The following is a 26680-nucleotide window of genomic DNA, read 5'->3' as shown; positions in this document are numbered from 1 at the left end:
AGCGACGCAAATGGCAAGATTGCTGCTGGCAAAGATGGCTTCGGCCGCCGCCTTGGTTTCGACCTCAGTCATGCTGAGCGGATGCTGGACGATTGCAGGAAGGCCCATCCTCTGCGATTTCGGTTTTTCGCTGAAGGATGGACGGTGCGCCAAGGTCACCAAGCTCACCAAGGTCACCAAGGTCACCAAGGTAAGTACGCCTCAACCCGACAAATCGAGTTCGAAGCGTGGCGATTCCCACTATTGATCCGCCGCCTTGTTCGCCACCAACTCTTTGGTTTCTGATAGCGCAATCATCTCGAATATCGCGCAATGTTGATCACGCGTTACGGACCATTCTGTTTGATATATAGTTCAACTTCTCCGTCTATTTCCTTTCGCGTTGCGGGGTCTATTTTCTTGGCTATCTCCGCCTTCGCCTGTTCTCCCTGATCGGCCCGAAGCCTCGCGGCGAGGGAGGCGTCGAAGTAGGCTCGTCGCAGGTCAGGCTTGCCGGTGAATACCCCGTCGCGATGCCCCCAGGCGAGACGGACGTAGGCGTACTCATTTCCCCGGTTTGCGGAAAGCTCAAGGAGGGTCAAGGCGCGGCGAGGATCGGCAGCCAGCTTGCGGTCGCCTTTCAGATACAGCTGCGCCATAAAATACGGTGCGTACCTGTTGCCCATGTCGTTTGCGCGCTGCAACAGTTCGAGTCCTCGTGGCACGTCCTTTTTCACGCCTTCGCCCGCGAGATACGCCTGTCCCAGATTTGCCATCGCATCGATCTGGCCGGTATCGGCCGCTGCTGAATACAAGGAGGCCGCCTGGACATAGTCTTGCTTCACACCAGTGCCGAGGCGGTAAGCGTCGCCGAGCGCCGTGATCGCATTCGCCCAGCCACTTGATGCGGCCAGGCGATACCAAAGAACGCCTTCCTGCGGCAGCTTTGGTACGCCTTGGCCAGCAATATAGGCGGAGCCGATATCGGTCCTGGCTCTGAGATTGCCAAGCGCAGCGGCCCGAACGTAAAAGTCGAACGCGCGGCCGTAGTCGATCTCGCGCCCCATGCCGACGCGCGCCATGTAGCCCATATTGATGAGCGCGGCGCTGTATTGCTGATTGCCGGCCAATTCGTAGAAATGCTCGGCCCAGCTGTAGCGCCTGGCAATTTCCAGAACACGGCCGAACTGGAACTGCAGGCGCGGGTTGTTGATGTCGGCCGCCAGTGCAAAAGCGCAAGCGCGCAACGCGTCCCGAACATTGACGAGCCCGTTGGTGACACCAGGCACGGCGCGCTGTGGATCGTTGGGGTCGGCGGCGTAGAGATCGCAATCCGTCACCATCGTCCGCATGCCGCGCTGCGTGTCGGGCAGGTTGCTCGGCCAAATACGAAAGGTCTCGCTGACGGCGCGCTCGCCGGCCTGCTGGAACACGAACTCCTCGCTCAACGCCTTGTCACTCGCCTCGACCGGCGCCACCGCCGCGATCGAGCTGGAGACCAGATTGCCGTTGACATAGAGTCCGCGCTTGGTCAACGCAGCCACCTTGAAGCGGCTCTTCTCCGTCGCCTCGGCCGCGTAGCGGCTATTGGGAAAGACCTTCACGAAGCGCTCGAAGTCCTCCGGATTCTGGCTGTCGCTGATGAAGGACCATAACACCTCATCGATGGTCAGGCCGCCATTCGCTTCGGCGGCGTGCTCGGCTTGCGCAACCTGCTTGCCGGCGTCACCCTGCCGGAAGACGAATTTCGTTTCGATCGAGCCGGTGATCCAGGGAATTTGTGAGCCGGCCGTCGCCTGGCGAACGTCGCCCCGCACCGTGCGGAACGTGTCGTACACATCGAGATTGGGCATGAGCAGGGCGTTGGCGAGCGCCGACGAATAGGGGCTGTTGATGCCCGTCCCGTCATAAGCGACCTCACCGGCGCTGGTGGCAAAGGCGACCAGCACCTGGCCGCTGCCGGCTTCCGTGTAGGCGAGGCCTTGCTGCAACCCCTTCTCCTTGGCAACCGGATTGTTGCGGCAGGCATCGAGGATGAAGACTTTCACGCCGACCGGATCGTTCTTCACGATGTCGATCAGATCGTTGAGCCTCATGGCGTCGGCCGCGACGTCCTTGGCCGACGAGATCCGGGTATCGACGGGGAGCAGCAGGTTCTGGCCGTTATACTGCAAGGCATGGCCGGCGTAATAGAAGACCGCCATGTCGGCGCCTATGAGATGCGCGCGTATCGCGTCGTTCAGGTCTTTCTCCGCCGATTTCTTGACATCGTAAAAGAGCAGGACGTCGAATTTGAGCTCGGTCAAGGTATTGGCGATGAGCTTGGCGTCGTTGCGGGGATTGGTCAGCGGGGCAAACGGATATTCGCTGTTGCCGACGACAATGGCCGCACGCCGCTCGGCGTGGGCCTGGGCGAGCCAGAGCGTGCTGAACGTGGCCAGGAACGCGAGCAGGAGGCCCTGCCTCAAATAGCTGGAAAAGCTCTTTCGCAACATGCCTTCACCGCCATTTCCAGAGGGAAGCATCCGGCTGATCATAACCCAAGCAACGGCAAAATTCCAACGGCCACAGGCGCTGCGCATCGTTGGCGTCAGAACCTCATGTACAGCGAGGGCTTCAGATCAGGCGGGAAAAACCATCGGCGCTGATGTCGGCGAGGCGCGCCGGGCCGAAAATGTTCCGATATTCGGAAGTGAGTTTGACGATCGACGGCAAGCGCTCGCCCATGACATCAGCGCGGATTTTGTCGCGCATGGCATGGTGGACGGGCGCACGCCGAACGAGCGGCCGTTGGCGCTGAAGTTCGTCGCCAACGGCGCCGGACGCAGCGGTGGGGCAGGGTTAATTCGAGCCCGCCGGAACACAATGTTCAGCCAACGCGTTTCACGATCCAGCAAGGGACATTCTTATTGGAGGCTGAACATGCGCAGCTTCGAACTGGTCGATCTGCTTTACGTGGTCGAGGCCTGCAAGCACGATCGCGTGGTCGGAAATTTTGTCTCGATGGCTGAAGGGGTGGAAGAGTTGCGGGTTCTGACCGGCGATTTCGTGTCGCCGGACGACGTGGTGGCAAACGCCCTTTCCACTGTAGCGCTTGCACGAGGCTGCTCAGTCTTGTTCGATGAACAGGCAGGGGCTGAAATCCAGCTTTGATGTCCTGACGGCCAAATCCTGGCGGCATTGCCCAGCTCTGGTTGCATGACGCTGAAACCCATTCTGCAGTCGTTCGGCCACGGTCGATTTAGCGGCAGGTTTCATAGAACGCCCGCCACCTGGATGTGGCGGGCGTTTCAGAGCGAGCGCCCAAGTCAGGTCAGGATAAGGACGATCTTCAACGTATCCGGATCGACGATGACGATCCGACCGTCGGCCAATACGAAATACTCGTAGCTTTCGTAGGCTGGTACGATCTTGACGATGCGCGCCGGCAGACGATGCAGCCGGATCTTGTGCCGGGGAACCTCGACGCCGACCGTAATGTCGAAATCGATATTGGAGACCGGCTCGACCCGGGTCTCCTTGATGACCTGGGTGATCTGGGTTTTCTGTTCGACAGTCACATTGCTGATGGAAGCAGTCGACCCCTGATCAGTCTGTGTCGAGGCCTTGCCCTGGGCCTGCTGATCGGTGGTAGCATTTGCCTTGCCCTCGGCCTGCTGATCCGTCTGGACCTTGGCCTTGCCCTGGGCCTGCTTATCGGTGGTAGCATTCGCCTTGCCCTCGGCCTGCTGGTCCGTCTGGACCTTGGCCTTGCCCTGGGCCTGCTGATCGGTGGTCGCGTTTGCCTTGCCCTCGGCCTGCTGGTCCGTCTGGACCTTGGCTTTGCCCTGAGCCTGCTGATCCGTCTGGACCTTGGCCTTGCCCTGAGCCTGCTGATCGGTGGTTGCATTCGCCTTGCCCTGGGCCTGCTGATCCGTCTGGACCTTGGCTTTGCCCTGGGCCTGCTCGTCGGTCTTGAGCTTGGGCTTGCCCTGGGCCTGTTGGTCCGTCTGGACCTTGGCCTTGCCCTGGGCCTGCTCGCCCATCTTCATCTTCGAGCCTTTTTGACAGTTGGCCGCAGCGGCCGCGCAATTGGCGTCACCGCCCGACTGGGTTTCAGCCGGCTGTGTCTGAGCAATCGCGGCACCGCATCCGATGCCGAGCGCGAGCATGCTGGTGATCAGAATTTGCTTCATGGGAGATCTCCTCGAAAGCATCAGTCCCTTCGCGGGGTAAACCTCAACGAAAAAACTTCGTTCCCGGCGAATTGGCAAAATCGACAGGCGGAAATCTCGGGAGACAGGCGGGGACAATCACATTCAGGGATGCTGTCGATGAGATCCTTTTCGCGGAACTGCTTACGGAGCGACCGTGCATGGACGGCTGGCAATCGTCCGCATCGGCCGATCCGGTAATGATTGCCGCCGGGCCTTCGCCGCGCGGTCGAGACGAGCTATCGATCGACCATCGCCATGCCGCGCTCGCCGTAGCGCGGGCCGGAGATTTTTCCTGGCGCCAGCGCCTCTCCCAGTGCGGCCATTTCGGCGGCGTCGAGTTTCAGCGAGGTGGCGGCGACGTTCTCCTCCAGATATTTTCTGCGCTTGGTGCCGGGGATCGGCACGATATCGACAGCGAAATCGCTGCCTTTGCCGAGCAGCCAGGCCAGCGCGATCTGTCCTGGCTTGACGCCCCGGGCGGCCGCGATGTCGCGCACCGTGCCGGCCGCCTCGACATTGGCGTCGTAGTTCTCGCCCTGGTAGCGCGGGTCGTTGCGGCGATAGTCGCCCTCCGGATAATCCTCGGCGCGCTTGACATCACCGGTGAGGAAGCCGCGGCCGAGCGGCGAGAAGGGCACCAGGCCAATGCCGAGTTCCTTGAGCAGCGGGATGATCTCCGGCTCCAGATTGCGCTCCCACAGCGAATATTCACTCTGCAGCGCCGAGACGGGAAAGACGGCATGCGCCCGGCGGATGTTGGCGCTACCGGCCTCCGACAGGCCGAAAAAGCGCACCTTGCCCTCGGCCACAAGCTTGCCGACTGCGCCGGCGACATCCTCCATCGGCACATCAGGGTCGACGCGGTGCTGGTAGAGCAGGTCGATATGGTCGGTGGCGAGCCGGCCGAGCGAGGCTTCCACAACCTCGCGGATATGCTCGGGCCGGCTGTCGACGCCGCTGAGCTGCTTGCCGTTTTCGATGCGGAAGCCGAATTTGGTGGCGATCGTCACCTGGTCGCGCTTGCCCTTCAGCGCCCGGCCGAGCAATGCCTCGTTGGTGTGTGGGCCATAGACCTCGGCGGTATCCAGGAAGGTGCAGCCAAGTTCGATGGCGCGGTGCAGCGTGGCGATGGACTCGGCCTCGTCGGCCGGGCCGTAGGACTGGCTCATGCCCATGCAGCCGAGGCCGATGGCCGAGACTTTCAATCCCTGGCTGCCGAGTTTTCGTGTCGCGAGGGTCATGGCTGCGCCACTCCGTTTGGGGTTTGCAACACCATATAGAGCGTGTGCTCAGTTGCCATAGGTGTCCAGCGCCACCTCAACCGACTGTGATCAAGGGTGCCAGGCACCGTGCAGGCTCGGACCGGAGCCATCCGTCCACATGTTGGAAGCGACGCCGCGACCGGAGGGCGCCGCGTCGGAGCGGCATCACTGGATCGAGGCTGGCTGCGAAAGGATGATGATCGCTGGTTCATCACCCTCGACGCCGTTTCCAGACAGCACCAACCCGCTGCCCAAGGTGTCGAATTCGATTGCCGCTCCAAGCATTTGGGCAGCCTGCAAAACCAGGTATTCAACATCCTCGAGCGCGACATTCTCGGCCAGATTCATGACCCTGACCTGCTCGGCCGTCACCGTAATGTTGACGATGCCGGCCGTCTTGAACGCCTTCTCGACCGCTGAATTGACGTCATCGCGCAGGCGCATGGAGTAATCGTACCGCATCGAAACCTCCCAAAGGGAACGGTTTTCTGTTCAGATTGGAGCATGCGCCCGGGGTCTCGGCCTGGCAAGTAAAATCTGTGAAATATACAAATAAAATCAGTTAGTTAGTGAAATTACAGGAATGCGTATCAGACGTTCGATGAGCATCATGCGTTTGATGTGCGGAGGGCTCACTGGCCGGCCTTGACGCGTAATGGGTGTTACCATAATTATAAGCTGAATGAGTTAGATACTAACTCACCGTATTTTTAGTCCTGAGCGAGGAGCGCGCACATGGCTGAACTGGAACGCCCGGAACGGCTGCAGATCATGCTCACCACGGACGAATTGGCGGCGCTGGAAAACTGGCGCTTCGAAAAGCGCATGCCGAGCCGCTCGGCAGCGGTCCGGGAGCTGCTGCGGCGCGGTCTTTCCTCGGATGGGTTCCTGACGGCCGAGCAGGGCGTCAAGTCGCAGGAATTCGGCGTGCTGCCCGAAGGCGACGGCAAGACGAGCGATCGGCCTTCGAAGTGAAGCTTGCTTCATCCGTGGCGCGCCGCCTATGTGAATTGCGTCCGGGGAGATTGTCTTGATCCGCTTGCGCGCTACCTCATGCCAATGACCGAAATCGTGGCGGCGACGGCAACAAACAACGAAAAACAGAGCGCGACCGCCGACGCACGCCTCGCGGCCATCGTCGATTCCTCTTTCGATGCCATCATCAGCAAGGATTTGACCAGCATCATCACGAGCTGGAACCTGGCGGCTGAACGCATGTTCGGCTACACCGCCGAGGAAGCCGTCGGCCAGTCGATCCTGATGCTCATTCCCGATCACCTCAAGAGCGAGGAGACCGAGATCATCAGCAGGGTTCGCGGTGGCCACCGCGTGGCGAGTTATGAGACGACGCGAAGGCGCAAGGACGGCGCGCTTATCTCCGTCTCGCTCACGGTTTCGCCGATCAAGAACGCCAATGGCGAGATCGTCGGCGCCTCCAAGATCGCCCGCGACATTTCCGCCGCAAAGGAGAGCGAGCGCCGCATCAGGCTTTTGATGCGGGAGGTCAACCATCGCGTCAAGAACCAGTTCGCGGTCATCCTGTCGATGGTCAGGGAGACGAGCAAGCGCTCGAGCGACCCGCGGGAGTTCGAGGAACTGATCCGCGCCCGCATCATGGCGCTGTCGCGTTCGCATGATCTGCTCGTCACCTCGGAGTGGGCCGGCGCCAGCCTGTTCGACCTGATCCAGGAACATCTGAAGCCTTTCGGCCGCGAGGAGCAGATCCTGCTCTCCGGCCCGGTCCTGACGCTGCAGTCGAATGCGGTACAGAATCTCGGCATGGCTTTCCACGAGCTTGGCACGAATTCCTCCAAATATGGCGCGCTGGGCAGTGAAGACGGCCAGGTCGAGATCACCTGGACAATCGGCTCAAGCGCCCAAGGCTCCGGCACCCAGGACTTGGGTGCCCAGGACTTGGGTGCCAAGGACTTGGGTGCCAAGGACTTGGGTGCCAAGGACTTGGGCAGGAGTGTCGGTGCATCGGGCGGACGCGACTTCCAGCTGCTCTGGACCGAGACTTCCACTCCTCGCCCGGACGACAAGGGTGACGAGAGTGCGCGCAAGGGGTTCGGCACCGTCGTCCTGCAGCGGGTGGCGCCGCAGTCGCTGGGCGGTTCGGCTCAACTGGAGCGCTCGCCCGGCCGTCTCAGCTGGCGCCTCAGTGCACCGCTGGCATCGATCATCGTGCCGCAAGCCGGCATCGAAGGCGACGACGGCGCCGCGCTGGGCTTCGGCATCTGAACGTCCCGTATGCCCCGTAAAAAGAGATTGGCGTCGTTTCTCCGTCCGGCAACGGTTGGATTTTGATTGCCACTGCAATCGCGGCACTGTTCAAGACCAGCGATAATCAGGCGATGGACACAGCCAGCCAAGGGCGTCGTGCCCAACCGGGGCGGCAGGTTTTCCGCCGCCCCGGCTTGCCGGTCACCGGTGATGCGGGAGATGCCTTTCGGCGTCGACTTCCCCAACGGTGAAGCTCTGGAAGCCCGGCATGAGCTGCCATATGGCTGCAAGGCCTATGATCAGATAGGCCAGGCGGGCCAGCATGGCGCCCCCAAGGACCGTGCCGATTACGTCATAACCGGTCACACCCATGGACAGCCAGTTGAGACCGCCGAGGATGATGAGGGCGAGCGTGACGAGGTTCATGATGCGCATAAACGCCTCCTGATGTTGCCTGATAAAAAGACGCCTGCAAAAAAACGCCTGCCGTTTCAAACGGTTCCTTCGATCACGAAATTGTGAACAAGGGTTGCGATCCGTGAATGGGGCGCGGGCTACTCGACCAGTATATGCACCTCGCGCGCGGCCTCGATCAGAGCCTCCCTGGCGATATCGGGAGGCACGTCGCCGCTTGTCGCTTGGCGGCAGGCGCGCAGCGCGGACTGATGTTTCAGGCTGCCGGCGTCGCGCCAATGTGTCGTCAGCAATTCGATGGCCTGCTGTGTATTGGACAGGTGGCGGGTGGCGCCGGCCACACCGACCGAAACCACCACCGGCTTGGAGAACCATCCAGGCTGCACTGGAACCTCGACAAGGTTGCCGGCGAAAAACGCGCATGTCGGCGCAAGGTTTCACCGGTTCCAATCACTGTCGCGTGAGGCTGGGCACTGCTGTGGCGACATCTTCGAATGTTGGCTCGGGGATACGCACGAGGCGCGAGACCTGAAGGTCCTGCGGGCTTTCTCGATCGAAGCGGAACGCGTTCCCCGATCCGTTGGCACTGCCTGGAAAATGGCGTCGTTAGCGCACTGGAAAGCACGCGTGGTAACTGTTGATTCAACCATTGCTGGTATTTTATATGGGTGTGGTGGCGGCTCCGGCAGTGCAACGGGGGCCGGGTTGCCGGAGCCGCCTACGCGGTCCGGTTGGGGTTTGACCGCGCTGTTCCAAAATAGGACAGCGCGGTCAACGATTCGTTAAAATCCAAAATAGCTAATTAAGTCCCTGCTAATTGAGTGGCGATTTTGCCGCGACGGGAAACCGGCATTCGATCGAAGATGAATGACGGGCTGATGGAACATTAGTCGTCTCTAATTGTTTGTGTTTGTCGGCAGGGCGGGGGCATCTCTGCCGAAGATCGGGCTTCCGATCGGCCCACGCGCCTCTGGCCGAGAGCGCGGGCTTTCATCCTTAGAGACTGCCTCAAAAAGAAGTGGGTGATTTCAATAGGTTGTGATTCCGTCGGATTTGCAAAGATTCGATGGAGCTCACGATGGCCTGGACTGAAATCACCCGTCGGCACTATGCCCGGCGCGCGACCCGTTATGCAAGCGATCTGACGGATCGTGAATGGAGCCTGGTGCAGCCCTTTCTGCCAGCGGCGCGACGTGTCGGGCGTCCCCGCACCACAGATTTGCGAGAGGTGTTGAACGCGCTGCTCTACATCGCCTCGACGGGTTGCCAGTGGCGTATGCTGCCGAAGGATTTCCCGCCCTGTTCAACCGTTCAGCGTTATTTCTACGAATGGAGAGCAACGGGTCTGTGGAGCCGGATCAACCATCATCTCGTGATGGAAGCACGCGAGTTGGAAGGCAAAGAGGCCAGCCCGACGGCAGGCGTCATAGACAGCCAGAGCGTGAAAACCACCGAAAGCGGCGGCATTCGGGGTTATGATGCCGGAAAAAAGATCAAGGGACGCAAACGTCACATCCTTGTCGACACGCTCGGCCTGATGGTCGGTCTCATGGTCCATACCGCTGACATTCAGGACAGGGACGGTGCTCCGGACCTCTTGAAATCCATCCGCCAAAGATGGCCTTGGCTGCTGCATGTCTTTGCCGATGGCGGCTACGCGGGGTGACAAGCTGAAAAGGCGACTGCGGAAAATCGGGCACTGGACACTGGAAATCATCAAGCGATCCGACAAGGCAAAGGGCTTCGAGGTTCTACCGCGCAGATGGGTCGTTGAACGGACCTTCGCATGGCTCGGCAGATGCAGAAGGCTGGCGAAGGACTTCGAGAAATCCGTCGCTTCCGCCGAGGCGTGGATCATGATCGCCCACATACGCCTCATCACGCGCCGTCTCTCAAGATATTGCTATCATTGACCTCTTTTCGAGTCCGACTCTTAGGGCGGCCCGGTACACCTCTGGTTGGGGAAAGCAGCGCACCGGGCCTAACCGGCCTGGGGCGGCTGCCGGCTGGCCATATATGCGGCACGACCAATTCAACTGAAGCATTCAAATGAAGGAGATGTATATCGCGATTGGATAAAGTAACGGAACGTCCAATGGACGATACCGGAACCAAAGCGGTTACATCAGACCTTTGCGCGAGGGCCATGGGACCTTGGTCCCCATGGGAAAAGCCCGCCACGGGAGCGACCCGCAGCGGGCTTTCGCAGTGGCTACATCCCGAAGGAATCGACCGCTTGTGATTGCACTGTGAACCACGTGGCCGCGTTAGCCTATGGTGTGATCGCGGAAGGCAGGCTTGGGGCTCGGTTGCAAACACGGTGGGATGTGCCCGCTCGATTGCCGCCGAGACACCGGGGAAGGCGGCTTTGCGTTCTTGTCCGGGGCCATGTCCTGAACATCCCTCATGCGGTGGATGTTCGACAGAAGGAAGGTCCAGAAGCCAGCGATCTGATTGTGGCTGGTTCCCGCTCATGGGCTCGAACCACGATTCACGCCTTCAAAGGGCGCTGTCCTACCATTAGACGAAGCGGGAGAAGCTCGGATGCTTATGCCGTCAGGACGGCGAGGCGTCAATTCGGGAAGTTGTCGACCGGCTCTTCGCAGCGATAGACCGGGCAGTGCCCGTCGCGCGCCGGGATATAGGCCGACATCGGCACTTCCGGCCAATCGCATTCATTGCCGAACTGCCTGACATAGCGGTCATAGGTGTTCGGTCCCGTGGTCAGCACCACGGCGCGACGGCTCTGGATCATGGCCCGGATCTCGGCACAAATCATGCCTCGGCTGTCGGGGCGGGCCTCGGCTGCAGCGGTCGCCGCGAGCACGGCGCCCAAGGACATCAACAGGACAGGAAGGCGAGCGGGCATGACGGCTTCTCTTTGGTTCAGGATGCTGCATTGTCCCATAAAACCCGGGATGTGTCCGCCGGTTCCGCGACGGGCCGCGCATTGCGCGGGCAAGACGCGGTGGCCGCCCACGCAACCAAATCAGGCATCGCGCATTGCTGGTCATGGATGGCAGGAAGCCTTACGAAACGCCGCAATGGTGGCCCGGAAACGAGGGCCGCGAAGCCATGTGCTGTTCCTTCTGCGGCGGCCGAGACCACCGCTTCGAGGAGTGCCCGCAAAGGGCCGATCCGCCTGGCACGCAGCATCAGGACGATAGCGGCCACTCTCGGCCTACCCGACGCGGCTAGAACTTTTCCGTCAGTCAAACCTACCGCACGATGCAATGCAGGCCGCACCGCGGGCGCGACCTGCGCTGTCGGAGCTACATTCTGACCTTGCCGCTATCGCCAATCTCCGGACGGCTGTCGCTGACTGCCGCCGCCAGCATCTTCACATAACTGACCACTGTGCCGGGACTGTCCCAGTACTGAGCATCCTTTGGGGTGATCTTGAGCACGCGGATCGCCGGATCGTCAGCGCTGTCCCACCAGGCCTTGGCCGGTGTCGACCACAATTCCTTGATCTTGGCGCGGTCATTGGAGACTTCCGCCTGTCCGCTGACTGAGACGTATTTCTGTCCACCGGAATCGGCAAAGGCCAAGGCGACATTAGGCTCCGCCTCGATCTCATCATCCTTGTGGCTATCGACGTCGGTGAGGAAGTAAACGGCGTTCTCACCCCGCACGACATGCGCCGCCATCGGTCGCGAGCGGATGTCGTCGCCTTCGCGGGTGGCCAACATGCAGAAGCCTATCTTATCCATCAGCTTCCAGACACGGTCGAGGTCGTTTTTCTCAATGGCCATCAGTTTCCTCCTGGTTCAAAGGTCGAGAACGCAACTCCGTCCGCTTGGCAAGGTTCCCTGTCGCGCATCGGAGACGGCAGGTTCCACCCGCTCGCCTCGTGGACGGAACTCCCGCACGTCGTCCACGTTGTGCACTCCAGATATTCAGAGGGAATCATGGAACAACTCGTCGAGGAATTCGGCCATCCGAGCTACACCTCGTTCCCGGTCATTGCCGCGCGTTTGCTGCTCGCGGCGCTTTACGGCGCGGTGATCGGCTTCGAGCGCGAATGGCGCAACCGTCCCGCCGGGCTGCGCACCCACATCCTGATCTGCGTGGCCGCTGCCACCTTCGGCATCCTCACCATCGAGATTGTCCATGCGCCAATGTTCGCGCAGGACTCCGTCAAGGTCGATCCGATCCGTGTGGTCGAGGCGGTGACTGCCGGCGTTGCCTTTCTCGCCGCCGGGTCAATCCTGTTTTCGCGTGGAGAGGTGCACGGGCTGACTACAGGCGCCGGGATGTGGCTCGCCGGCGCGATCGGCGTCGCATGCGGTCTCGGCCTGTGGCAAGTGGCCGGTCTTGCCACGCTGATCGTCCTGGTCGTCGCGGGGCTGGTCTATCGGCTCGGTCCCCACCCGCAAGACATAAAAGGAGATCGCGGTGCGCCGTCTCCTCGCTCGGGCGATAGTGCAGGCAAGGTCGACCACTAGGCGCGATCTGGTTCGCCGAAGAAATTCGCCAATGCCCGGGCGGTTTGTTGCCACGCCTCCTCGGGGAAGAAATGGCCGCCGGGCATGGCTTGGCCGCGGACATCATCGGCCCAGCCTCGCCAAAGAGCCAGCGGCCCGCCTTCGCCCGCGTACCAGTCGGCAAGCGCGCCTTGCCCGCTCCACAGCGCCAGCACCGGACAGCGGATACGCCGGCCGGCGGCCTTGTCGGCATGGTCGTGCTCGCGGTCGAGCGTCGCCGCCGCGCGGTATTCCTCGCAGATGGCGTGGATGTGGGCGGGATCGCGCAAGGCATCGACATAGGCCTGGCGCACCTCGGGCGGAAATGCCGACGGCGACGATCCCCAGCCGCCGAGCGCGTTGTCGACGACCGCCTCGGCGGCTCCCGCCAGCATCAATTCCGGCAAGGGCTCGGGCTGCGCCAGCAGCGACCACGGCCAGTAGCCCTGCGCCAGTCTGGCGTCGGCCCGATCCCAGGCGTCGGCCGATGCGACGATGTCCAGCACCGCGAGCTTTTCAACGCGGCCGGGATGATCGAGTGCCATGCGGTAGGCGACCCGCCCACCGCGATCATGGCCGGCGACCATGAAGCTGCCGAAGCCGAGTTTGGCCATCAGGGCAGCCATGTCGGCGGCCATGGCCCGTTTGGCGTAAGGGGCATGAGCGCTGTCGGACGAAGGGCACGCGCTGGCGCCGTAGCCCCGCAGGTCGGCGCAGATGACGGTAAACCGCTCGGCCAACTCAGGCGCCACGTCGCGCCACATCAGATGGGTCTGCGGAAAACCGTGCAGGAGCAGCAGCGCCGGACCGTTGCCCGCACGGCGGATAAATATGCCGGCCTCGCCGGTATCAATCTCCATCGACTGAAAGTTACCGAACATGGTGGTGCCTCCTTGCCGGCAACGGCCGGAGGCCGGATTTGGTTGCTTGCGGTCGCTCGGTGTCCACCTTTGTTCGCCAACCTTTCGCGCGGTTGGGCGTTGTCCCTGCGAGGAAGGCTGCCGCGTGCGGCCGGCAAAAAAAGCAAAAGGAGGCTCGGATGAAACCTCTGGTTATCGCGTCGCTGATGCTGGCCCTGGCCGCGCCGGCGGCGGCACAGATGGATCAGCAGCAGGGCACCGACAACCCGGCCCCGCAGGCCGACAAATGCCGGGTCCAGCCCGATCAAGGCAAGCAGCAGCCAGGTGGCGGCAATCTGAGCGAAAAGCTCAATGATTGCGGCGGGGTGCTGAAGCCGCCGGCCACAGGCGACCAGGGCATGGCCACGCCGGCGCCCGACGTAGGCAAGACACCGGTGATCAAGCCGGGCGAAGTGCCGGCCCAGCCGCCCGCCAAGTAGAAAGCTTGGCTGGTGGCGTTATTTCCGCAAGACGGAACCTCGTATCCGACGAAACGTTTCTTTCAGGAATTCAATTTGAAAGGACGGGGCCTTGAGAGATATTGCCAGCACAGCCACGTTTATTGCCTCTATCGCCATCGTCATCGTCCTGATGCTGATGGCGCCGAAGAGTTTTGGGTTCGAGACCTCTCATCCGATCGTGGATGGCGATCTGCCCACGCAAAAATAGGGATCGGCATCAACAGAGAAGCAGGCGAGGGGCATCGCCTGCTTTCTTGGGTTAGCGGACCAGCACGCCGGCATGATCGCACAGCGCCGTGAAGGCTTCCTGCGCCTGTGCCGCGCCGTCCTTGTCTTCCAGGGCCGCCTCGATCTTTTCGCGTGCGGCCTGGTAGAAAGGACCGCGGCTGGCATGCGGCCAGTCGATGAGGATTTCACTGGCGTCCTGCAGGGTCGCCACCTCACGGATCGTGTCCGAGCCGTGCGGCTTGATCCGCACCGGTGTCGACAGCATCATTTCGGCCATTGTTTTTCCCACCTCCGGTTTTCCCGCTATTATTGAAGGATGCGGGCTTCGCGCGCTGCGTCGATCATCGCCCGCATCGCCTTTTCCGGCGGCGTCCAGCCATCCAGCGCATCGCGGCAACTGCGCAGCGCCGCCCGGTATCGCCGGCCTTGGCCGGCGGGCCAGTCGCCGAGGCATTCCAGGCCCTCCCAGGCGCTACGCACGACGCGTTCACGCTCGGGGGAGAATTTCAGGCGGATCGGTCGGGGGAACATCTTGTCGTTCAACTGAAGTCTCCGTGCATGTCGCCCGACAGTGACCGCGGATGTGGGACAACGGTACTTTGAGGGGCGCCGGATAACGCCGTCGACAAGGGAGGGTTCCAGGCCCGAAAGATCAATTTTCAGTCGTGCGCGACGGCGTCGGACAAAGGTCGCGGTGGCGGCGGAGCGGCGTCTTCCGGCACTGGCCCGTCAAGGGGCCGGTCGTGCTCGAATTGTTCGGTGCCGGGCAAGGCATGCAGCCAGGTCTCGCGGCGGCTGATCCACAATTCATATTGCGGCTCCAGGTCGGTCGGCGCGACGTCGAGGCTCCCGAGCATCACCTCGACTTCATCGTCGCCGATCCAGGCGACGCGGCCCCCGCAGGTCGGGCAGAAGCTGCGCGTGCCGTAAGAGGCGACTTCGCCCGATGTCTCGAAGGCGTCGCGCGGCCAGATGGCGAAGGCCGAATAGGCCGAGCCGCTGGCCTTGCGGCAGTCCTTGCAGTGGCAAAGGCCGACGCGTGTTGGCTGGCCGGTGACGACGAAATGCACGCCGCCGCACAGGCAACTGCCGGTTCTGCGTGTGGTGTCGGACATGATCGCGGCCCTCCCTCGGTCTGGCTTTCATCAGTCTGGCACGCCGGGGGCCGGGCGGAACAGATGCTCGCCATTTCGTTGGTCAGAAACCGGGAAAAAATCCGGTTCATCGTACCGCCGAACAGGTTGGTGCTACCAACCCGTTCGATGTGGCCCGCAGCATCCTTCAACGCAATGCCGGCGAAATGGTTGCGGCTCGCTGCCTAGCCGCGCGCGGCCATGTGGTTGTCGAGCTTCTTGCGCGACGGGCCGTAGCGCTTGATGATGGTCTGGGCTTCGCTCTGCGGGATGCCGTATTTGCGCGCGAAGGCGGCGACCTCATAGGTCTCCTCGCTCGAAACCAGCTTGCGGTCCTGCTTGATCTTCGTTTTGTCGTCGGGCATTGCGTGCCTCGCTTTCTGTCAGCCGCACGGTCGCGGAACACCAGTATATAGGATGCCGCGATCAGACATAACAGCGATCGGCGCTGCTGGTTCCATGGCAGACGGCGGACAGAAGCCTGCTGGACGCGGATCGCAGGCTGTCAGGCCGGGGCGGGGCCAGCGGCATGGGGATCGGCCTCGCCGCATTCGGCGCAAGGCGCGCTGGCGCCGGGACAGCCGCGCTGATGCGTGCCGGCGGGACAGCAAAGCCCGTTGGAGCTTGTCCAGCGTGGGCATTGGAAAACCTGCCCGGTGCCGCCACAGCCGCTACACTCGAGGACCGGTGACCGGACCAGATAGGACCCCGTCCTGAACCTGACGCTCGCGCCCAAAACTTACCCCCCCCAAATGGATGCACCGGACATGCCTGTACATTAGCCATGTCTACAATATCACTTTGCCGGTTACGGACAAGTTTCAGGATCGCAAATTGTTGTTGAACGTTGGCGCCAAGGGCCTGGCGCGTCGGCCTCGGTCAGCGTTCAGTCTGGCGGCGAGACGCGGCCTGGCCGCGATCCCAGCCGGCGGCCTCGACCTTGCCGAGCAGCGGGTCGACATGGGGACGAGCATCTCCCGCCAATCCTGACAGCAACCATCGCCGGGTGCCGCCGCGCGGCGATAGTCATCGCTTTTGGCCATGGTCGATTCCCCCCTGGCCGGAGAGGATGATGCTATCAGCTGGCAACCGAAAATAATCCGATTTTACTGGCGCGGACGGCCGCGGCACTCCACATCTCAGCAATCTTGCCGGCATGATTCCGTGCAATCCTGGGATCGGGCAATGACAACGGGGGTTGGCAATGACTGACACGCAAGGGAATTCGAACCGTGCCCAACTGCACGGTGCCGTCGGGTCGCGCTCGATCGGCAGCGGCATTGTCGCACTGGCAATCGTGTTGGCGCTGGTCGGTGCCGTCATGGGGTCCTGGTACACGATCGACCAGGGCGACCGCGGCGTGCTGTTGACCAATGGCGCATTGAGTTCGGTCGTCGATCCCGGCCTGCATTTCAAACTGCCCTGGCTGCAGCGGGTCGAGAAGATCAGCCTGCGCCAGCAGGTGTTGAAATGGGGCTGCGAGAACCAGAGCGATTGCGGCAATTTGCCGGCCATGCAGGCTTATTCGCGTGACCAGCAGCCGGCCGACATGCGCGTCACCGTCAATTTCCACGTGCCGGAGGCTGAGGTCTCCAACGTCTACACCAATTACGGGTCGATCGAAGCGCTGGCCGACCGGGTCATCGCCCGCAAGGCACCGCAGGAGATCAAGACGGTGTTCGGCCAGTACGACGCCGTGTCGGTGATCCAGAACCGCGCCAAGTTCAACAAGGATGTCGCCGACGCCATCTCGTCTGTGACCGACGGCCCGGTGATGATCGACAGCGTCCAGGTCGAAAACATCGACTTTTCAGACGCCTATGAGCAGGCGGTCGAGGCAAGGATGACGGCGCAGGTGGAAGTGCAGAAGCAGGAACAGAACCTGCAGCAGGAAAAGATCAAGGCCGACATCGCGGTCACCCAGGCCAAGGGCCGTGCCGACAGCGTGAAGGCGGAAGCCGAGGCCAGCGCCTACAAGACCAAGATCGAAGGCGAGGCGACCGCCGAGGCGATCAAGGCGCGCGCCGCCGCCCTCGCCAACAATCCGCTGCTGGTCGAATTGACCAAGGCCGAGAAGTGGGACGGGCAGTTACCGAAGTCGATGATCCCCGGATCGACGGTGCCGTTCCTCGAACTCAGCACGCCGGCGCCGGTGGCGAACTAGGTCCAGGCGAGGCAACGAAGGGCCAAATGATCATCCCGCGGGCTTCGGGAGGGAATCATGCCCTTGGTTCAAAAAGCTCGACCACGTTGCCGGACGGGTCCTCGCAAAGGATCTGGCGGCCGCCGGGGCCGTCGACGATCTCGTTGCGGAACGGCACGCCGGCATCGCGCATCCGGGCGGCGAGCGCCGGCAGGTCCTGCACCTCGATCACGATGCGGTTCCAGCCGCCCGGCTGCGGCGTACGGCCATCGGGCATCGGTCTTGCCGCCGACGCCATCGGGCCGGCGAGCCAGAACGTCAGGTCGTCGCGCTTGAGGATGGCCATCGCCGGACCGAACTGCTGCCGCAGCGCGAACCCCAGATGGCTGGTGTAAAATTCTATCGCCAACTCGACATCGCTGACGAGATACCGGACCGTCGCCATTGCTGGCTCTCCTCGCAAACTGATCAAGCCCCCCTGTTGAGGGTAGCTTTCGAGGCAGCCCGCGGCAAGGTTGCAGCCCGGCGACGGCCTCCTGTCGGCAAGCGCCGGACCGGTGCCGACGTCCGTCGCGCCAGCGTTTGCGGACAAAAAATTCCGGGCCGGTGTCGGAACTGCACGGCGTCGCTCGTCCTTGGGTCGATATCCATTGCAACCCTGGAGAGACAGCATGTCGGACTTCACCCAATCGCCGTGGCAGACCGCGGCCGTTCTCATTGCCCGCCTGATCTTCGCCGCCGTCTTCCTGATGGCGGTGACCTTCAAATTCATGGGCATGGGTGCCACCGCAGGCTTCATCGCAGCCGCCGGCTTTCCGTTTCCGCTGTTCCTGGCATGGTGCGCGGCGATCCTGGAGGTGGCGCTGGTGCTGTGCTTCCTGAGCGGCGCCTTCTTTACACAGGCAGCGCTGATAGCCGCCGCCTATGTGCTGTTCCTCGGCTTCGCCTTCCACGGGCCCAGCCACTGGGCCGGCAACCAGGCCGAGTTCGGCTTCTTCGTCGACCATTTTTCGTTCATGGCCGGACTGCTGTTTGCCGCCGTGCATGGCCCGGGCAGGGTACTGGCGCTGAACCTGGGCTGGCCGGGCAGGGCATGAGCAGGCCTGGCCTCACAGCTTGTCGTTGTTTGTCAGGTTCGAAAGGACAGCAAGGACTTATCCGCCATCCGGCGTGCAGCCGGTTGTGCTCTGAGGTACGAGCGTGACAAAACGACTGATGTCATCACGATTTGATAGGCGCCGATCATGGCGCCTATGACAGGCAGGATAAAAGACGCGGGGCTTGAATCCTCTGGATCGATGCCCAGCAGAGAGGCCAGCAACATCAATATCGCTACGAACAATACCGTAAGCAAGCCGAACGAGATCAGCAGACGCGGGAACGCATAGCCGAACACTTTGGAGCCGCGTTGGCCGGCAACTGCAAGCGTTTGGTCATCATCGGCAATGACCGCAGGCAACATGGTGCCCCATTTCGCGAACGCGGCGATGCCGGAAAGAACCCAGACCAGGAGTGCTGCCAGCATGGCGACGGATGGACGGATGCCGCCGATGACCATGACGATCCCAAACGCAAGTGGACCTATCGCGCCGAGGAAGCCGAGCAACAGGCAACGCTTCACGAAAGTGAAGAATGCCTTGGGCCGTTCCTTCAGCCAATCGGATACCTGGTCGGGATCAAGCTGTGTCAGAACGGCGATGTGAGCAGGAATCGCCAAGAAGCTCGAAACCATTACACCGACGAAGATTGAAGCTCCGGAGTTGATGTGTATGAACCTGTTGAGCAACGCTAGTCCACCGGCCAAGAAGACGTATCCGACAACCCATTTCCAGTTGCGGATATAAACTTCGAGCGAAGCCGCCCAAATATTGTCCTCGACCAACACCCCGTCTCCCATCTTCGCCCGACTTGCAATCAGTATCGCTGCCGCGTTGCGGTTTTCTTAATTGCATAGGCCAATTTTCATCTTATCGACGTCGAGATCGCCAAAGAATTCGGCTTTAAATTGGGGAGAGTCAAAGCGTGCCGCAGGCGCGCAACGAATATGATCGGCGCTCTAAAATAGTGTGTGAAACAGCGGGAGCACAATTCTTGCAACGCAAATAGCGTAACTATTTCAATCGCCCCTGCGTGATGTCATCACATCTGATCGTTGTAGGGTTCCTTCATCTGGCCGACCATGCGGGCCAGTTTCGAGAAGGACGGCATGTCGGCTTCCGGCTGGCACTGGTTGGCGAGTTCCAGCAGCCGGATCGGAAAATTGACGGCGTCGCGGCTCGACGCCGACATGCCGTTGGACCGCTCCTCGCCGGTTTCGCTGGCCTCGGCCTTGCGCAGCGCGATATCGATCTCCTCCGAAGTCAGCACCCCCTTGCGAACCAGGACGTGGTTGATCGAGGCGACGGCCATCAGCAGGCCTTCGAGTTGCAGATTGGCGACGTTCATGGTGTTCCCTCCATTGACCAAAGAGGAAACGCGCCAGCGGCGTTTCCGATCCGAAGCCAGGCGCGGAGCCGGTTTCAACCGCGATGCCGGGCAGGCGCTGGCTCGTGCTACCGGCCTATTCCTGCGTCAGGCGCTCGCCATATTCGCGCCACACCGCCTTGACCTCGAGGCTGCCGAGGCGCGGGATCGACGGATCGCCGCAGGTGATGGCGACGGCGCTGATGTCGTAGTTGGGGTAGGCGTTGGCGACGAAGCGGATCGCGTCGCCAAGCGAGTTCACGCGGATCATCGGATCAGCCTGGCCCTGACCGGTGCTGCGCACACCGGAAACCGTGGCTGGAGCATGCCGCATCCTGAAGACGGATGCCATGGCTGGCCTGTCCATCGTCCTCTCCTACAAGGCCGTACGACGCGAATCATTCCATGAGCTTATTCTGATGGTCCCACAGCTGCCGGCTGATGAAAAGCCGGCTAGCCAATGCGGGCATAAGTGGCGCAGAGCTTGACCGAGAAGGAGGGTTTTTGATGATATAGGAATTTTTTCCTTGACCGGGTGAGGGCAGCCATGCTACATATTTGTCCATGGTGCTGATTTGCGCCAACGACCCGCCCGCCGAGGCGGGTTTTGTGTTTCTGCCCCCCTTTCTGTGACGGCGCTGTGGCTGCCTATTTGAACGCTGGCGGGCCGTAGAGCGCGACCTTTGCGAGCAATCCAATGACCCAACGCTACGCCACGATCATCACCGACGATGACGGCCGCGAAATCGTCAGCGCCATCGGCGCGTTTGAGGGTGCGGCGCCACGCCCGCGTCTGGGCCGGATCGAGCCGGTGGCATCCGGCGTGCTGATCGGCATGGTGCGGGATGCTGGCGGCGGCTTTTCTTTCGAGCTACCGGGCGTCGGCGCCAACGCGGTGTCGCTTGCCATGGCGCGGCTCAAAGCCCGGGCCGCCGCGCCAAAACCTTCCGCGATCGCAAAATCCAAGCGGACAAAGCGGATGAAGAAGAAAGCCGTCCGATCGAGGAATCCGGCCGGATCAATGCCGAAGGCAAGCAAGGCGGCCAACAATGCCGCTGCGAAGGCGATGGGTCAGGCCGATGGCTGACGAAGCCGACGCCAGGCCGGTGCGCCGCATGACAAAGCCGGCAAGGCGCAAGCCCAGCCGCGCGGCGGTTGCGCAAAAACCCCGCGCGAAGCGGACGAAGAAGACGCTGGGCGGTGATTTTCTCGCCGCCGTGCGGGCCGATTTCCGCGCGCATGGCGCCGGCGTCATCGCCGAGGTGCGGGCCGACAAGCCCGATCAGTATCTGAAGATCGTGCTGTCGGTGTTGCCCAGGGATTTCGATGCCGCCGTCAACCATCTGGACGCTTTGAGCGATGAAGAGATCCGCAGCCGTATCCGCAGCCTCGAAACCGTCCTCAGGCCGTTCCTCGAAGACCCCGCCGATATCAGCGAAGACGGAATATCTGGCGCTTCTGGCGGAGCTTGACCGCCGCAGACGCGGCAATCAGCTTGCGGCGTACAAGCCGTATCGGCGCCAGGCCGAATTTCACGCGGCAGGGGCGCTGAACCGCGAAAGGCTGTTCATGGCCGGCAACCAGCTCGGCAAGACCAGGGCCGGCGGCGCCGAATGGGCCATGCATCTGACCGGCCGCTATCCCGCGTGGTGGCAAGGCAAGGTTTTCGACACGCCCGTGCGGCTGTGGGCCGCCGGCGTGACCGGCGAGGGCACGCGCGACAACCCGCAGCGCGTGCTGGTCGGCCCGCCGCAGCAGCAGGCGGCCTGGGGCACCGGCATGATCCCGGCCGATGCCATTGTCGACACCATCATGGGCCGCGGCGCGCCGGGCGCGCTCGACAGCGTGGTGGTGCGCCATGGCGGCGGGGGCGATGTCCAGGCCGGCGAGAGCGTGCTGTCGTTCAAGAGTTTCGAGAAAGGCCGCGAGAAATGGCAGGGCGAGACGCTGCACGGCGTCTGGTTCGACGAGGAGCCGCCGCTCGACATCTATTCCGAAGGCCTGACCCGCACCAACGCGACCAGCGGGATCACCATCGTCACTTTCACGCCGCTGCTTGGCATGAGCGACGTGGTGCTGTTGTTCCTGTCGGCGGGAGAGGTGGAGAGGATGGGGAAGGGGTGAGAAGCGGCCCGCTTTAGCGGGGCGAAAAGCCAATTGCTTGGCTTTTCGAGCTTCGAACGCCTTGAGCCAGCGAAAGGCCGGGGACCTCTCAAACCTGGGTTCCTCGCTCCCGCCAGAGGCGGGAGAGGTGGCCGCGAAGCGGACGGAGAGGGGGCTTCGTAGGGTGCTGGCTTGGCCAGATGGAATCGCTTCGTCTGCCAGGCTAGCGCCATCCCCCTCTCCGTCGCGGCTTCGCCGCGCCACCTTGCCGGGGCGAGCCGCGGGTCTCGCCCGTCCTTCGGACCCCCCCCACACATTCGTGGGGGCGAGGAACCCAAGCTTTTCAAAGGCTCCCCGAATGACCCGTCACGTCACCTTCATGACCATCGACGATGCCGCGCATTATTCGCCCGAGGAACGCGCGGCGATCGTTGCCGCCTTTCGGATATTCTGTTCGAGCTGATCGTGCGGAAGTTCAGGCCGGCGACGGAAGACTGAAAGGCCGCGAAGCGGGCTTCGGTATTGCCGATGATTGCTTCGTTATCTTCCCGGCAGGCTACACGGCGCGAACGCGCTGATGGCCGTGGCGGCCTCGATATATGTGCCTCTCAATGGAATCTGGTTTTGAAGACGCGAAAGACTTCGCACCAGAGGCGGAAATCGGCCAGTCTCCCGGCGAAGTGTGCTTCCATGGCACAGTAAGCCGCTGCGGTCTGCGCTTCCGGCCCATAGAGTTCGATTGCGGCAATGACTGCATCGTTAGGATCGGCAAAATCTGAAAGCCTGAGCGCCGCGCCATTGTCTGTCCGGAGCATCGAGCAACACCTTCTGTTCAGCGCCTTCAAGCCGCATATGTGGCGCAAATCATGCCTGCGGCCCAGCGGCTTGGTTGCTAGTGGGGACTGGCAGCGGAAGGCCACTGGGCCTGACCGGCAGGGCCTTAAGGATGGCAGCGCCGACTGGTGAAGATGTATGCACCCCCGCCCATATCAGCGAAACATGCGAACGAAGGAAGGGCAGGGCGCCCTGGCTTTGGCCGGCGGGCTTTTCGACAGCTGCTCGCTCCTTGAAAACAGCGATTCAATTAGCCTCCGCTGAAATTGCTCCCAAAACGCCTTTGTTGGGGCGGAATGGAGCACCAATCGAATGATGCGCTGGCCTCCCGTATCGTTGCAAAATACATGGCCGGCATCGTTGGGGAAGCCGAACTGATTTCGCTCTCCAGGCGGCCACGTTTAGCCAAATCGCACGTGGATCGCATGTCGCCGGTATTGGGAACGGAAACAGGCTTCGCAGCTTCTATCTGAGCGAAGCTTGTTGAGGCAGGGCCTAATGTTCAGTGACAGGGAAACCCGATTATTAGAAGCAGGGCTGTTCATGGCGGTGCCGCTCTCGATCCTGATCGCGGTCTTGGTGGTTAGCCTTACGTTTGGCTGGTTTGGGTGACAGATTGCACGCGGCGGGGCGCGGTCCAGGAATAGCTCCAGGCCTTGCCCTGCGTCCGAGAATTCGCGCCTGACGGCTCGATCGAGCCAATGCCCGCCTCGGCTCACGCTGGGGCGGGCTTTTTGCGTTTGTGGCTCCTGCCCGGCCACTGCTATATCGCGGTGCAAGGTTGCCGAGATCGCGGCGGCGTTGATCCAGCCCGGGGCTACGGATGCAGATTGAACGATATGACGGGAACCGTGAAATATTGCTGCCGCTGTTTGCCCTTGCCGACGATTCCCCCATGCAGGTTTCCAGCTATATCGATGAGGGCGAAGTGCTGGTCGCGCGGGAGGGCAACAGGATCATCGGCCACGTGCAACTCATCGAGACAGGCGAGGGCGGTGTATTCGAGATCAAGAGCCTGGCCGTTCGTCCGGCAAGGCAGAGCGAGGGCTTGGGGCGCGCCCTTGTCGCGGCGGCAGTCACCCGCTGCCGCGAGCGCCACGGCCGGCGCCTGATCGTGGCGACCGCGGCGGCCGATATCGGCAATTTGCGGTTTTACCAGAGACAGGGCTTTCGAATGTCTCGCATCGTGCAGGATGCGTTCGGGCCATCGACCGGTTACCCCGAAGGCTCGGCTGTGAACGGCATTCCGCTGCGCGACCAGGTGGTCTTCGAACGCGACCTCGGCGCGGATTGAGGTGAGGATCGTCCACCCCGCGCTCCAGCTTCGGGACTGTCGCAAACCATCCAATAGCCCGCTCCGGTTCGCCGGGAGGGCTATTTTGCGTTTCTGGGCTTAGGCGAGGATGTTGACGGCGCGGGCGGCGACCAGTGCGATCGTCAGCAGCGATATCATCGACTCGGCCATCATCAAAAGCTTGGCCCGCTGCGACAGCGGCAAGGTGTCGGTCGGCGAAAACGCCGTCGCATTGGTGAAGGCGAGGAAGAAATAGTCGACGAAGCCAGGCAGCCAGTCGCGGATCTCGCGGTCGTTCAAGGTCATTTGCGGGAACAGGAAGTCGGAATGGGCGCGATTGACGAGGCCGCAGGTCGGCGGCCCGCCGCGGTCCGTGCTCCAGAACCACAAGGCAAAGACGATGACATTGGTGACCCAAATGTTGAGCGCGTCGATGAGCAGCGTCTGGCCGGTGGAGCCGGCATGGCCCGCCAGCAAGGCGCGCACCAGGAACACCAGCGAACCGCAATTCATGATGCTGACGACGCCGGTCATCACCAGCGCGGTCCTGCGGATGATGACGCGAAACCGGCCGACCAGATACCAGTGCTCCTCCTCGACCGCTTTCTGGCTGGCGACCTGTGTCCAGGCGGTGGCGACGGACAGGGGCACGAGCAGGGCGGCCTCCAGCGCCGGCGCCAGCCAGCGCGGGCCGAACGAAAGATCGTTGATCACTAGGAGCTGCAAACAAATGATGACGAGGACCGCCGCGCGTGCCAGCCAGAAGTCGAGCGCGCGATGGTGGATGACGGCATGCTGGTGACGCATCGAATATCCGGGATGTTCAGACAGGATCAAATGGGCGGCTGTTCTGCCGGGGGAGGGCAACGGAGCGCCGAAATTCCTGCCCAATCTTGGTCTTGCAATGGCCTGCAAGTATACTTTTTCGTAAGCTTTGACGTTGGGGCTGTTCGGCAAACCGGACGATGTGGTTTAAGCGCCGCATGGTGGGAATAGACGACTCCATGGATGGTTGGGAGCCGGCGGGGCTGACTGCCGCCGGCCTTGACTCGTCATCGGTATGGCCCGGCCTGCTCCGCCATCCCTGGTATTTGTTGGCGCTTTTGTGCCTGGTGCAGATCCTGTGCTGGACGGTGGTGCCGGCACTGATCGATCCCGCCCCGCCCGGCGATGTGGTGGAAGGTTTCATGTGGGGCCGCGAATGGGTGCTGTTGACCTACAAGCACCCGCAGCTTCCAGGCTGGCTGCTCGAAACCAGCCATCTTCTGACCGGATCGTTCCGCTGGCCACAATATATGCTTGCCCAGCTGACGATCTCGTCGACCTTCATCCTGGTCTATCTGCTGGCCCGCGACATGCTCGGGCAAAGCCGTGCGCTGGCCGCCGTGCTTTTGATGCCGTCGGTCTATTTCTTCGGCTGGCCGACCCCGCAATTCAATCATGACTACGCGCAGATGCCGTTCTGGGCGGCCATTTGCTGGTTGCTCTGGCGCGCCGGCCGTGGCGGCGGGCCGGGCTGGTGGCTGGCGCTCGGACTGGTGTCGGGCGTCGGGCTCTATGCCAAGTTCTCCACCGGCCTGCTGCTTGCCTTCGGCGCGCTCTGGCTGTTGTATGACGCACGCGCGCGCAGCCGGCTGGCGACGCCCTGGCCATGGCTCGGCCTTGCCGTCTTTCTCGCCGTTGCCGCGCCGCTGGCCATCGCGCTCTACCGCATCGATTTCCTGCCGCTGACCTATTTCGCAGCCCGCGACCAATGGGTGACCGAAAACCGAGCGCGTCTCTACTACATCGGCGTCCAGATGGCCGGGCTCTCCGGCTTTCTTCTGGTGCTGACGATATCCGGGTTGTTGCGGCGCTCGCCGGCCCCAGAAGCGCCGGTCGAGCGCGGCATTCTGGTCTATCTCGTGTGGATGGGGCTCGGCCCGGCGACCCTGATCATGGTGGCCTCGTTGTTCACCGGCACCGGCGAGTCCTGGGGCGCGCCGATGTACAATCTTGTCGGCGTCACGGTGCTCGCCTTTCTCGGCCACCGGCTCGGCGCCATCGAGATGCGAAGGCTGGCGATCTGCGCGTTCCTCTGCATCCTCACCATGTCGGGTGCCTATGCGGCGCTGCGCTGGACGGGCTGCAATGTGCGGGGGGCGCCTGGACGCCGTCTGCTGGCCGGCACAGCCGATCGCGGACGAGGCCGAGGCGGTCTGGCACGCGGCGGCGCCCGGCCGGCTCGACATTGTCGGCGGCGATACCCAGGTGGCTATGCTGGCGGGCCTCAATGCCTATGACAAGCCGTCGATCTTCACCGATCTCGATACGCGGTTCGCGCCCTGGATCACCAGGCAGCGCTTGCACGACCACGGCATGCTGATGGTTTGGCCAGGGCATGACGTTCCGCCGCAGTTGCAGACATGGCTGGGCAACCTCCCGGTCAAGACGGTTCTTTTCAATTGGTCTCGCACGGCGCCGCCGGTGGCAATCAGCTTTGCCGCCATTCCGCCCGGCACGCTGTATCCGCCGCTTGCCGTCGACAGCCGGACCCTGCATCCGGGCAACTGAAACGGTTCGATCCCCGACCGCGTCGTGAT

General features: G+C 62.3%; 35 protein-coding genes and 1 tRNA gene. 16 read left to right on the top strand and 20 right to left on the bottom strand.

Translation table 11 applies throughout. The features are described from left to right. Window positions 1-10: 10 nt before the first annotated feature. The gene (locus ACVILI_RS24630) at window positions 11-247 is read left to right on the top strand and encodes a hypothetical protein (RefSeq protein WP_038647931.1); all 237 of its coding nucleotides are present in this window, start codon (window positions 11-13) and stop codon (window positions 245-247) included. Between the two features lie 79 nt (window positions 248-326). On the opposite strand, the gene ACVILI_RS24625 is transcribed toward ACVILI_RS24630, so the two are convergent. Continuing rightward, window positions 327-2474 (bottom strand): caspase family protein, encoded by a 2148-nt coding sequence (locus ACVILI_RS24625; RefSeq protein ID WP_038652979.1) that lies wholly within the window; start codon window positions 2472-2474, stop codon window positions 327-329. A gap of 427 nt (window positions 2475-2901) precedes the next feature. Here ACVILI_RS24625 and ACVILI_RS24620 point away from each other — a divergent pair, with 427 nt between their 5' ends. Then, window positions 2902-3132 carry a hypothetical protein gene (locus ACVILI_RS24620; protein WP_019859314.1) on the top strand — a complete coding sequence of 77 codons (231 nt, stop codon included), beginning with the start codon at window positions 2902-2904 and terminating at the stop codon, window positions 3130-3132. 155 nt (window positions 3133-3287) lie between these two features. Here ACVILI_RS24620 and ACVILI_RS24615 read toward each other — a convergent pair whose 3' ends face one another. From ACVILI_RS24615 to ACVILI_RS24605, 3 genes are all read right to left on the bottom strand, one after another. Then, window positions 3288-4154: a DUF1236 domain-containing protein gene (locus tag ACVILI_RS24615; protein ID WP_240564498.1), complete on the bottom strand. Its 867-nt coding sequence runs from the start codon at window positions 4152-4154 to the stop codon at window positions 3288-3290. Between the two features lie 257 nt (window positions 4155-4411). Then, on the bottom strand, window positions 4412-5416 hold the full coding sequence (locus ACVILI_RS24610; protein ID WP_019859312.1) for an aldo/keto reductase: 1005 nt from the start codon (window positions 5414-5416) through the stop codon (window positions 4412-4414). A 186-nt stretch (window positions 5417-5602) separates the two neighbouring features. After that, a complete protein-coding gene (locus tag ACVILI_RS24605; RefSeq protein WP_457102638.1) occupies window positions 5603-5881 on the bottom strand; it encodes a hypothetical protein in 279 nt (92 codons plus the stop codon). A gap of 291 nt (window positions 5882-6172) precedes the next feature. On the opposite strand from ACVILI_RS24605, the gene ACVILI_RS24600 reads away from it, so the two are divergent. Next, window positions 6173-6412: a hypothetical protein gene (locus ACVILI_RS24600; protein ID WP_038647924.1), complete on the top strand. Its 240-nt coding sequence runs from the start codon at window positions 6173-6175 to the stop codon at window positions 6410-6412. 78 nt (window positions 6413-6490) lie between these two features. Further along, a complete protein-coding gene (locus ACVILI_RS24595) occupies window positions 6491-7678 on the top strand; it encodes a PAS domain S-box protein (protein ID WP_038647922.1) in 1188 nt (395 codons plus the stop codon). 183 nt (window positions 7679-7861) lie between these two features. Here ACVILI_RS24595 and ACVILI_RS24590 read toward each other — a convergent pair whose 3' ends face one another. After that, window positions 7862-8095, bottom strand: coding sequence for a DUF378 domain-containing protein (locus ACVILI_RS24590; RefSeq protein ID WP_019859308.1), 234 nt, complete (start codon window positions 8093-8095; stop codon window positions 7862-7864). 119 nt (window positions 8096-8214) lie between these two features. Next, entirely contained in the window at window positions 8215-8460 is a 246-nt protein-coding gene (locus ACVILI_RS24585; RefSeq protein WP_051726835.1) for a DUF982 domain-containing protein, read from the bottom strand. A 692-nt stretch (window positions 8461-9152) separates the two neighbouring features. On the opposite strand from ACVILI_RS24585, the gene ACVILI_RS24580 reads away from it, so the two are divergent. Further along, window positions 9153-9987, top strand: a protein-coding gene (locus tag ACVILI_RS24580) for an IS5 family transposase (RefSeq protein WP_457102429.1) whose coding sequence is annotated in 2 segments (ribosomal slippage) — window positions 9153-9734 and window positions 9736-9987 — 834 coding nt in all. Because the reading frame shifts where the segments join, the coding sequence is not laid out codon by codon here. Window positions 9988-10535: 548 nt separating this feature from the next. On the opposite strand, the gene ACVILI_RS24575 is transcribed toward ACVILI_RS24580, so the two are convergent. The 3 genes from ACVILI_RS24575 to ACVILI_RS24565 all read right to left on the bottom strand — a co-directional run bounded on the left by ACVILI_RS24575 (window position 10536) and on the right by ACVILI_RS24565 (window position 11829). Continuing rightward, window positions 10536-10609 (bottom strand) — tRNA-Gln (locus tag ACVILI_RS24575). A gap of 37 nt (window positions 10610-10646) precedes the next feature. Beyond that, window positions 10647-10943 (bottom strand): hypothetical protein, encoded by a 297-nt coding sequence (locus ACVILI_RS24570; RefSeq protein WP_038652972.1) that lies wholly within the window; start codon window positions 10941-10943, stop codon window positions 10647-10649. Window positions 10944-11346: 403 nt separating this feature from the next. Then, window positions 11347-11829 carry a pyridoxamine 5'-phosphate oxidase family protein gene (locus tag ACVILI_RS24565; protein WP_019859304.1) on the bottom strand — a complete coding sequence of 161 codons (483 nt, stop codon included), beginning with the start codon at window positions 11827-11829 and terminating at the stop codon, window positions 11347-11349. Window positions 11830-11985: 156 nt separating this feature from the next. On the opposite strand from ACVILI_RS24565, the gene ACVILI_RS24560 reads away from it, so the two are divergent. Next, the gene (locus tag ACVILI_RS24560; protein ID WP_038647920.1) at window positions 11986-12522 is read left to right on the top strand and encodes an MgtC/SapB family protein; all 537 of its coding nucleotides are present in this window, start codon (window positions 11986-11988) and stop codon (window positions 12520-12522) included. Here ACVILI_RS24560 and ACVILI_RS24555 read toward each other — a convergent pair. After that, the gene (locus tag ACVILI_RS24555; protein WP_038647918.1) at window positions 12519-13421 is read right to left on the bottom strand and encodes an alpha/beta fold hydrolase; all 903 of its coding nucleotides are present in this window, start codon (window positions 13419-13421) and stop codon (window positions 12519-12521) included. The two genes, ACVILI_RS24560 and ACVILI_RS24555, sit on opposite strands and share 4 nt — an antisense overlap. Before the next feature lie 158 nt (window positions 13422-13579). Between ACVILI_RS24555 and ACVILI_RS24550 the strand changes: the two genes are divergently transcribed. Both ACVILI_RS24550 and ACVILI_RS24545 read left to right on the top strand, forming a co-directional pair. Continuing rightward, window positions 13580-13879 (top strand): hypothetical protein, encoded by a 300-nt coding sequence (locus ACVILI_RS24550; protein ID WP_038647916.1) that lies wholly within the window; start codon window positions 13580-13582, stop codon window positions 13877-13879. Between the two features lie 91 nt (window positions 13880-13970). Continuing rightward, window positions 13971-14108 (top strand): hypothetical protein, encoded by a 138-nt coding sequence (locus ACVILI_RS24545; protein ID WP_019859300.1) that lies wholly within the window; start codon window positions 13971-13973, stop codon window positions 14106-14108. Between the two features lie 51 nt (window positions 14109-14159). Here ACVILI_RS24545 and ACVILI_RS24540 read toward each other — a convergent pair whose 3' ends face one another. The 4 genes from ACVILI_RS24540 to ACVILI_RS24525 all read right to left on the bottom strand — a co-directional run bounded on the left by ACVILI_RS24540 (window position 14160) and on the right by ACVILI_RS24525 (window position 15626). After that, entirely contained in the window at window positions 14160-14405 is a 246-nt protein-coding gene (locus ACVILI_RS24540) for a DUF982 domain-containing protein (RefSeq protein ID WP_019859298.1), read from the bottom strand. Between the two features lie 29 nt (window positions 14406-14434). After that, window positions 14435-14671, bottom strand: coding sequence for a DUF982 domain-containing protein (locus tag ACVILI_RS24535; protein ID WP_019859297.1), 237 nt, complete (start codon window positions 14669-14671; stop codon window positions 14435-14437). A 116-nt stretch (window positions 14672-14787) separates the two neighbouring features. Continuing rightward, window positions 14788-15243: a GFA family protein gene (locus ACVILI_RS24530; protein WP_038647914.1), complete on the bottom strand. Its 456-nt coding sequence runs from the start codon at window positions 15241-15243 to the stop codon at window positions 14788-14790. Window positions 15244-15446: 203 nt separating this feature from the next. Then, a complete protein-coding gene (locus ACVILI_RS24525; protein ID WP_010910426.1) occupies window positions 15447-15626 on the bottom strand; it encodes a DUF3606 domain-containing protein in 180 nt (59 codons plus the stop codon). An 839-nt stretch (window positions 15627-16465) separates the two neighbouring features. On the opposite strand from ACVILI_RS24525, the gene ACVILI_RS24520 reads away from it, so the two are divergent. After that, complete coding sequence (locus ACVILI_RS24520) at window positions 16466-17425, top strand: prohibitin family protein (RefSeq protein ID WP_081295932.1); 960 nt, start codon at window positions 16466-16468, stop codon at window positions 17423-17425. 55 nt (window positions 17426-17480) lie between these two features. Here ACVILI_RS24520 and ACVILI_RS24515 read toward each other — a convergent pair whose 3' ends face one another. Next, the gene (locus ACVILI_RS24515) at window positions 17481-17849 is read right to left on the bottom strand and encodes a VOC family protein (protein ID WP_027047052.1); all 369 of its coding nucleotides are present in this window, start codon (window positions 17847-17849) and stop codon (window positions 17481-17483) included. A gap of 226 nt (window positions 17850-18075) precedes the next feature. On the opposite strand from ACVILI_RS24515, the gene ACVILI_RS24510 reads away from it, so the two are divergent. Then, a complete protein-coding gene (locus ACVILI_RS24510; protein WP_038647909.1) occupies window positions 18076-18501 on the top strand; it encodes a DoxX family protein in 426 nt (141 codons plus the stop codon). A 32-nt stretch (window positions 18502-18533) separates the two neighbouring features. Here the strand turns inward: ACVILI_RS24510 and ACVILI_RS24505 are convergent, their stop codons facing one another. The 3 genes from ACVILI_RS24505 to ACVILI_RS24495 all read right to left on the bottom strand — a co-directional run bounded on the left by ACVILI_RS24505 (window position 18534) and on the right by ACVILI_RS24495 (window position 20234). Continuing rightward, entirely contained in the window at window positions 18534-19286 is a 753-nt protein-coding gene (locus ACVILI_RS24505; protein ID WP_141700953.1) for a hypothetical protein, read from the bottom strand. Between the two features lie 257 nt (window positions 19287-19543). Beyond that, window positions 19544-19849, bottom strand: a complete 306-nt coding sequence (locus ACVILI_RS24500) for a hypothetical protein (protein WP_019859293.1) — start codon at window positions 19847-19849, stop codon at window positions 19544-19546. A 115-nt stretch (window positions 19850-19964) separates the two neighbouring features. Then, the gene (locus tag ACVILI_RS24495) at window positions 19965-20234 is read right to left on the bottom strand and encodes a hypothetical protein (RefSeq protein ID WP_019859292.1); all 270 of its coding nucleotides are present in this window, start codon (window positions 20232-20234) and stop codon (window positions 19965-19967) included. 330 nt (window positions 20235-20564) lie between these two features. Between ACVILI_RS24495 and ACVILI_RS24490 the strand changes: the two genes are divergently transcribed. The 3 genes from ACVILI_RS24490 (at window position 20565) to ACVILI_RS24480 (ending at window position 21991) form a co-directional block, all read left to right on the top strand. Continuing rightward, window positions 20565-20954 carry a hypothetical protein gene (locus ACVILI_RS24490; RefSeq protein WP_038647905.1) on the top strand — a complete coding sequence of 130 codons (390 nt, stop codon included), beginning with the start codon at window positions 20565-20567 and terminating at the stop codon, window positions 20952-20954. After that, window positions 20947-21339 carry a hypothetical protein gene (locus ACVILI_RS24485; protein ID WP_038647903.1) on the top strand — a complete coding sequence of 131 codons (393 nt, stop codon included), beginning with the start codon at window positions 20947-20949 and terminating at the stop codon, window positions 21337-21339. Before ACVILI_RS24490 ends, ACVILI_RS24485 begins: the two co-directional genes overlap by 8 nt. Before the next feature lie 97 nt (window positions 21340-21436). Beyond that, a complete protein-coding gene (locus ACVILI_RS24480) occupies window positions 21437-21991 on the top strand; it encodes a terminase large subunit domain-containing protein (RefSeq protein ID WP_240564517.1) in 555 nt (184 codons plus the stop codon). Window positions 21992-22578: 587 nt separating this feature from the next. Here ACVILI_RS24480 and ACVILI_RS24475 read toward each other — a convergent pair. Further along, the gene (locus ACVILI_RS24475) at window positions 22579-22785 is read right to left on the bottom strand and encodes a hypothetical protein (RefSeq protein WP_019859288.1); all 207 of its coding nucleotides are present in this window, start codon (window positions 22783-22785) and stop codon (window positions 22579-22581) included. An 842-nt stretch (window positions 22786-23627) separates the two neighbouring features. Here ACVILI_RS24475 and ACVILI_RS24470 point away from each other — a divergent pair. Beyond that, window positions 23628-24098 carry a GNAT family N-acetyltransferase gene (locus tag ACVILI_RS24470; protein WP_027047051.1) on the top strand — a complete coding sequence of 157 codons (471 nt, stop codon included), beginning with the start codon at window positions 23628-23630 and terminating at the stop codon, window positions 24096-24098. Between the two features lie 99 nt (window positions 24099-24197). On the opposite strand, the gene ACVILI_RS24465 is transcribed toward ACVILI_RS24470, so the two are convergent. After that, window positions 24198-24905 carry a hypothetical protein gene (locus tag ACVILI_RS24465; protein ID WP_019859283.1) on the bottom strand — a complete coding sequence of 236 codons (708 nt, stop codon included), beginning with the start codon at window positions 24903-24905 and terminating at the stop codon, window positions 24198-24200. Window positions 24906-25102: 197 nt separating this feature from the next. On the opposite strand from ACVILI_RS24465, the gene ACVILI_RS24460 reads away from it, so the two are divergent. Both ACVILI_RS24460 and ACVILI_RS24455 read left to right on the top strand, forming a co-directional pair. Continuing rightward, window positions 25103-26380: a glycosyltransferase family 39 protein gene (locus ACVILI_RS24460; RefSeq protein WP_457102637.1), complete on the top strand. Its 1278-nt coding sequence runs from the start codon at window positions 25103-25105 to the stop codon at window positions 26378-26380. Further along, window positions 26355-26651, top strand: coding sequence for a hypothetical protein (locus ACVILI_RS24455; RefSeq protein WP_457102636.1), 297 nt, complete (start codon window positions 26355-26357; stop codon window positions 26649-26651). The genes ACVILI_RS24460 and ACVILI_RS24455 overlap by 26 nt, the downstream gene beginning before the upstream one ends. Window positions 26652-26680: the final 29 nt, after the last annotated feature.

This window comes from Mesorhizobium sp. USDA 4775, from assembly GCF_054062655.1.
The sequence above is the reverse complement of the archived record's forward strand: the minus strand, read 5'-3'. Positions and strand labels throughout refer to the sequence as shown.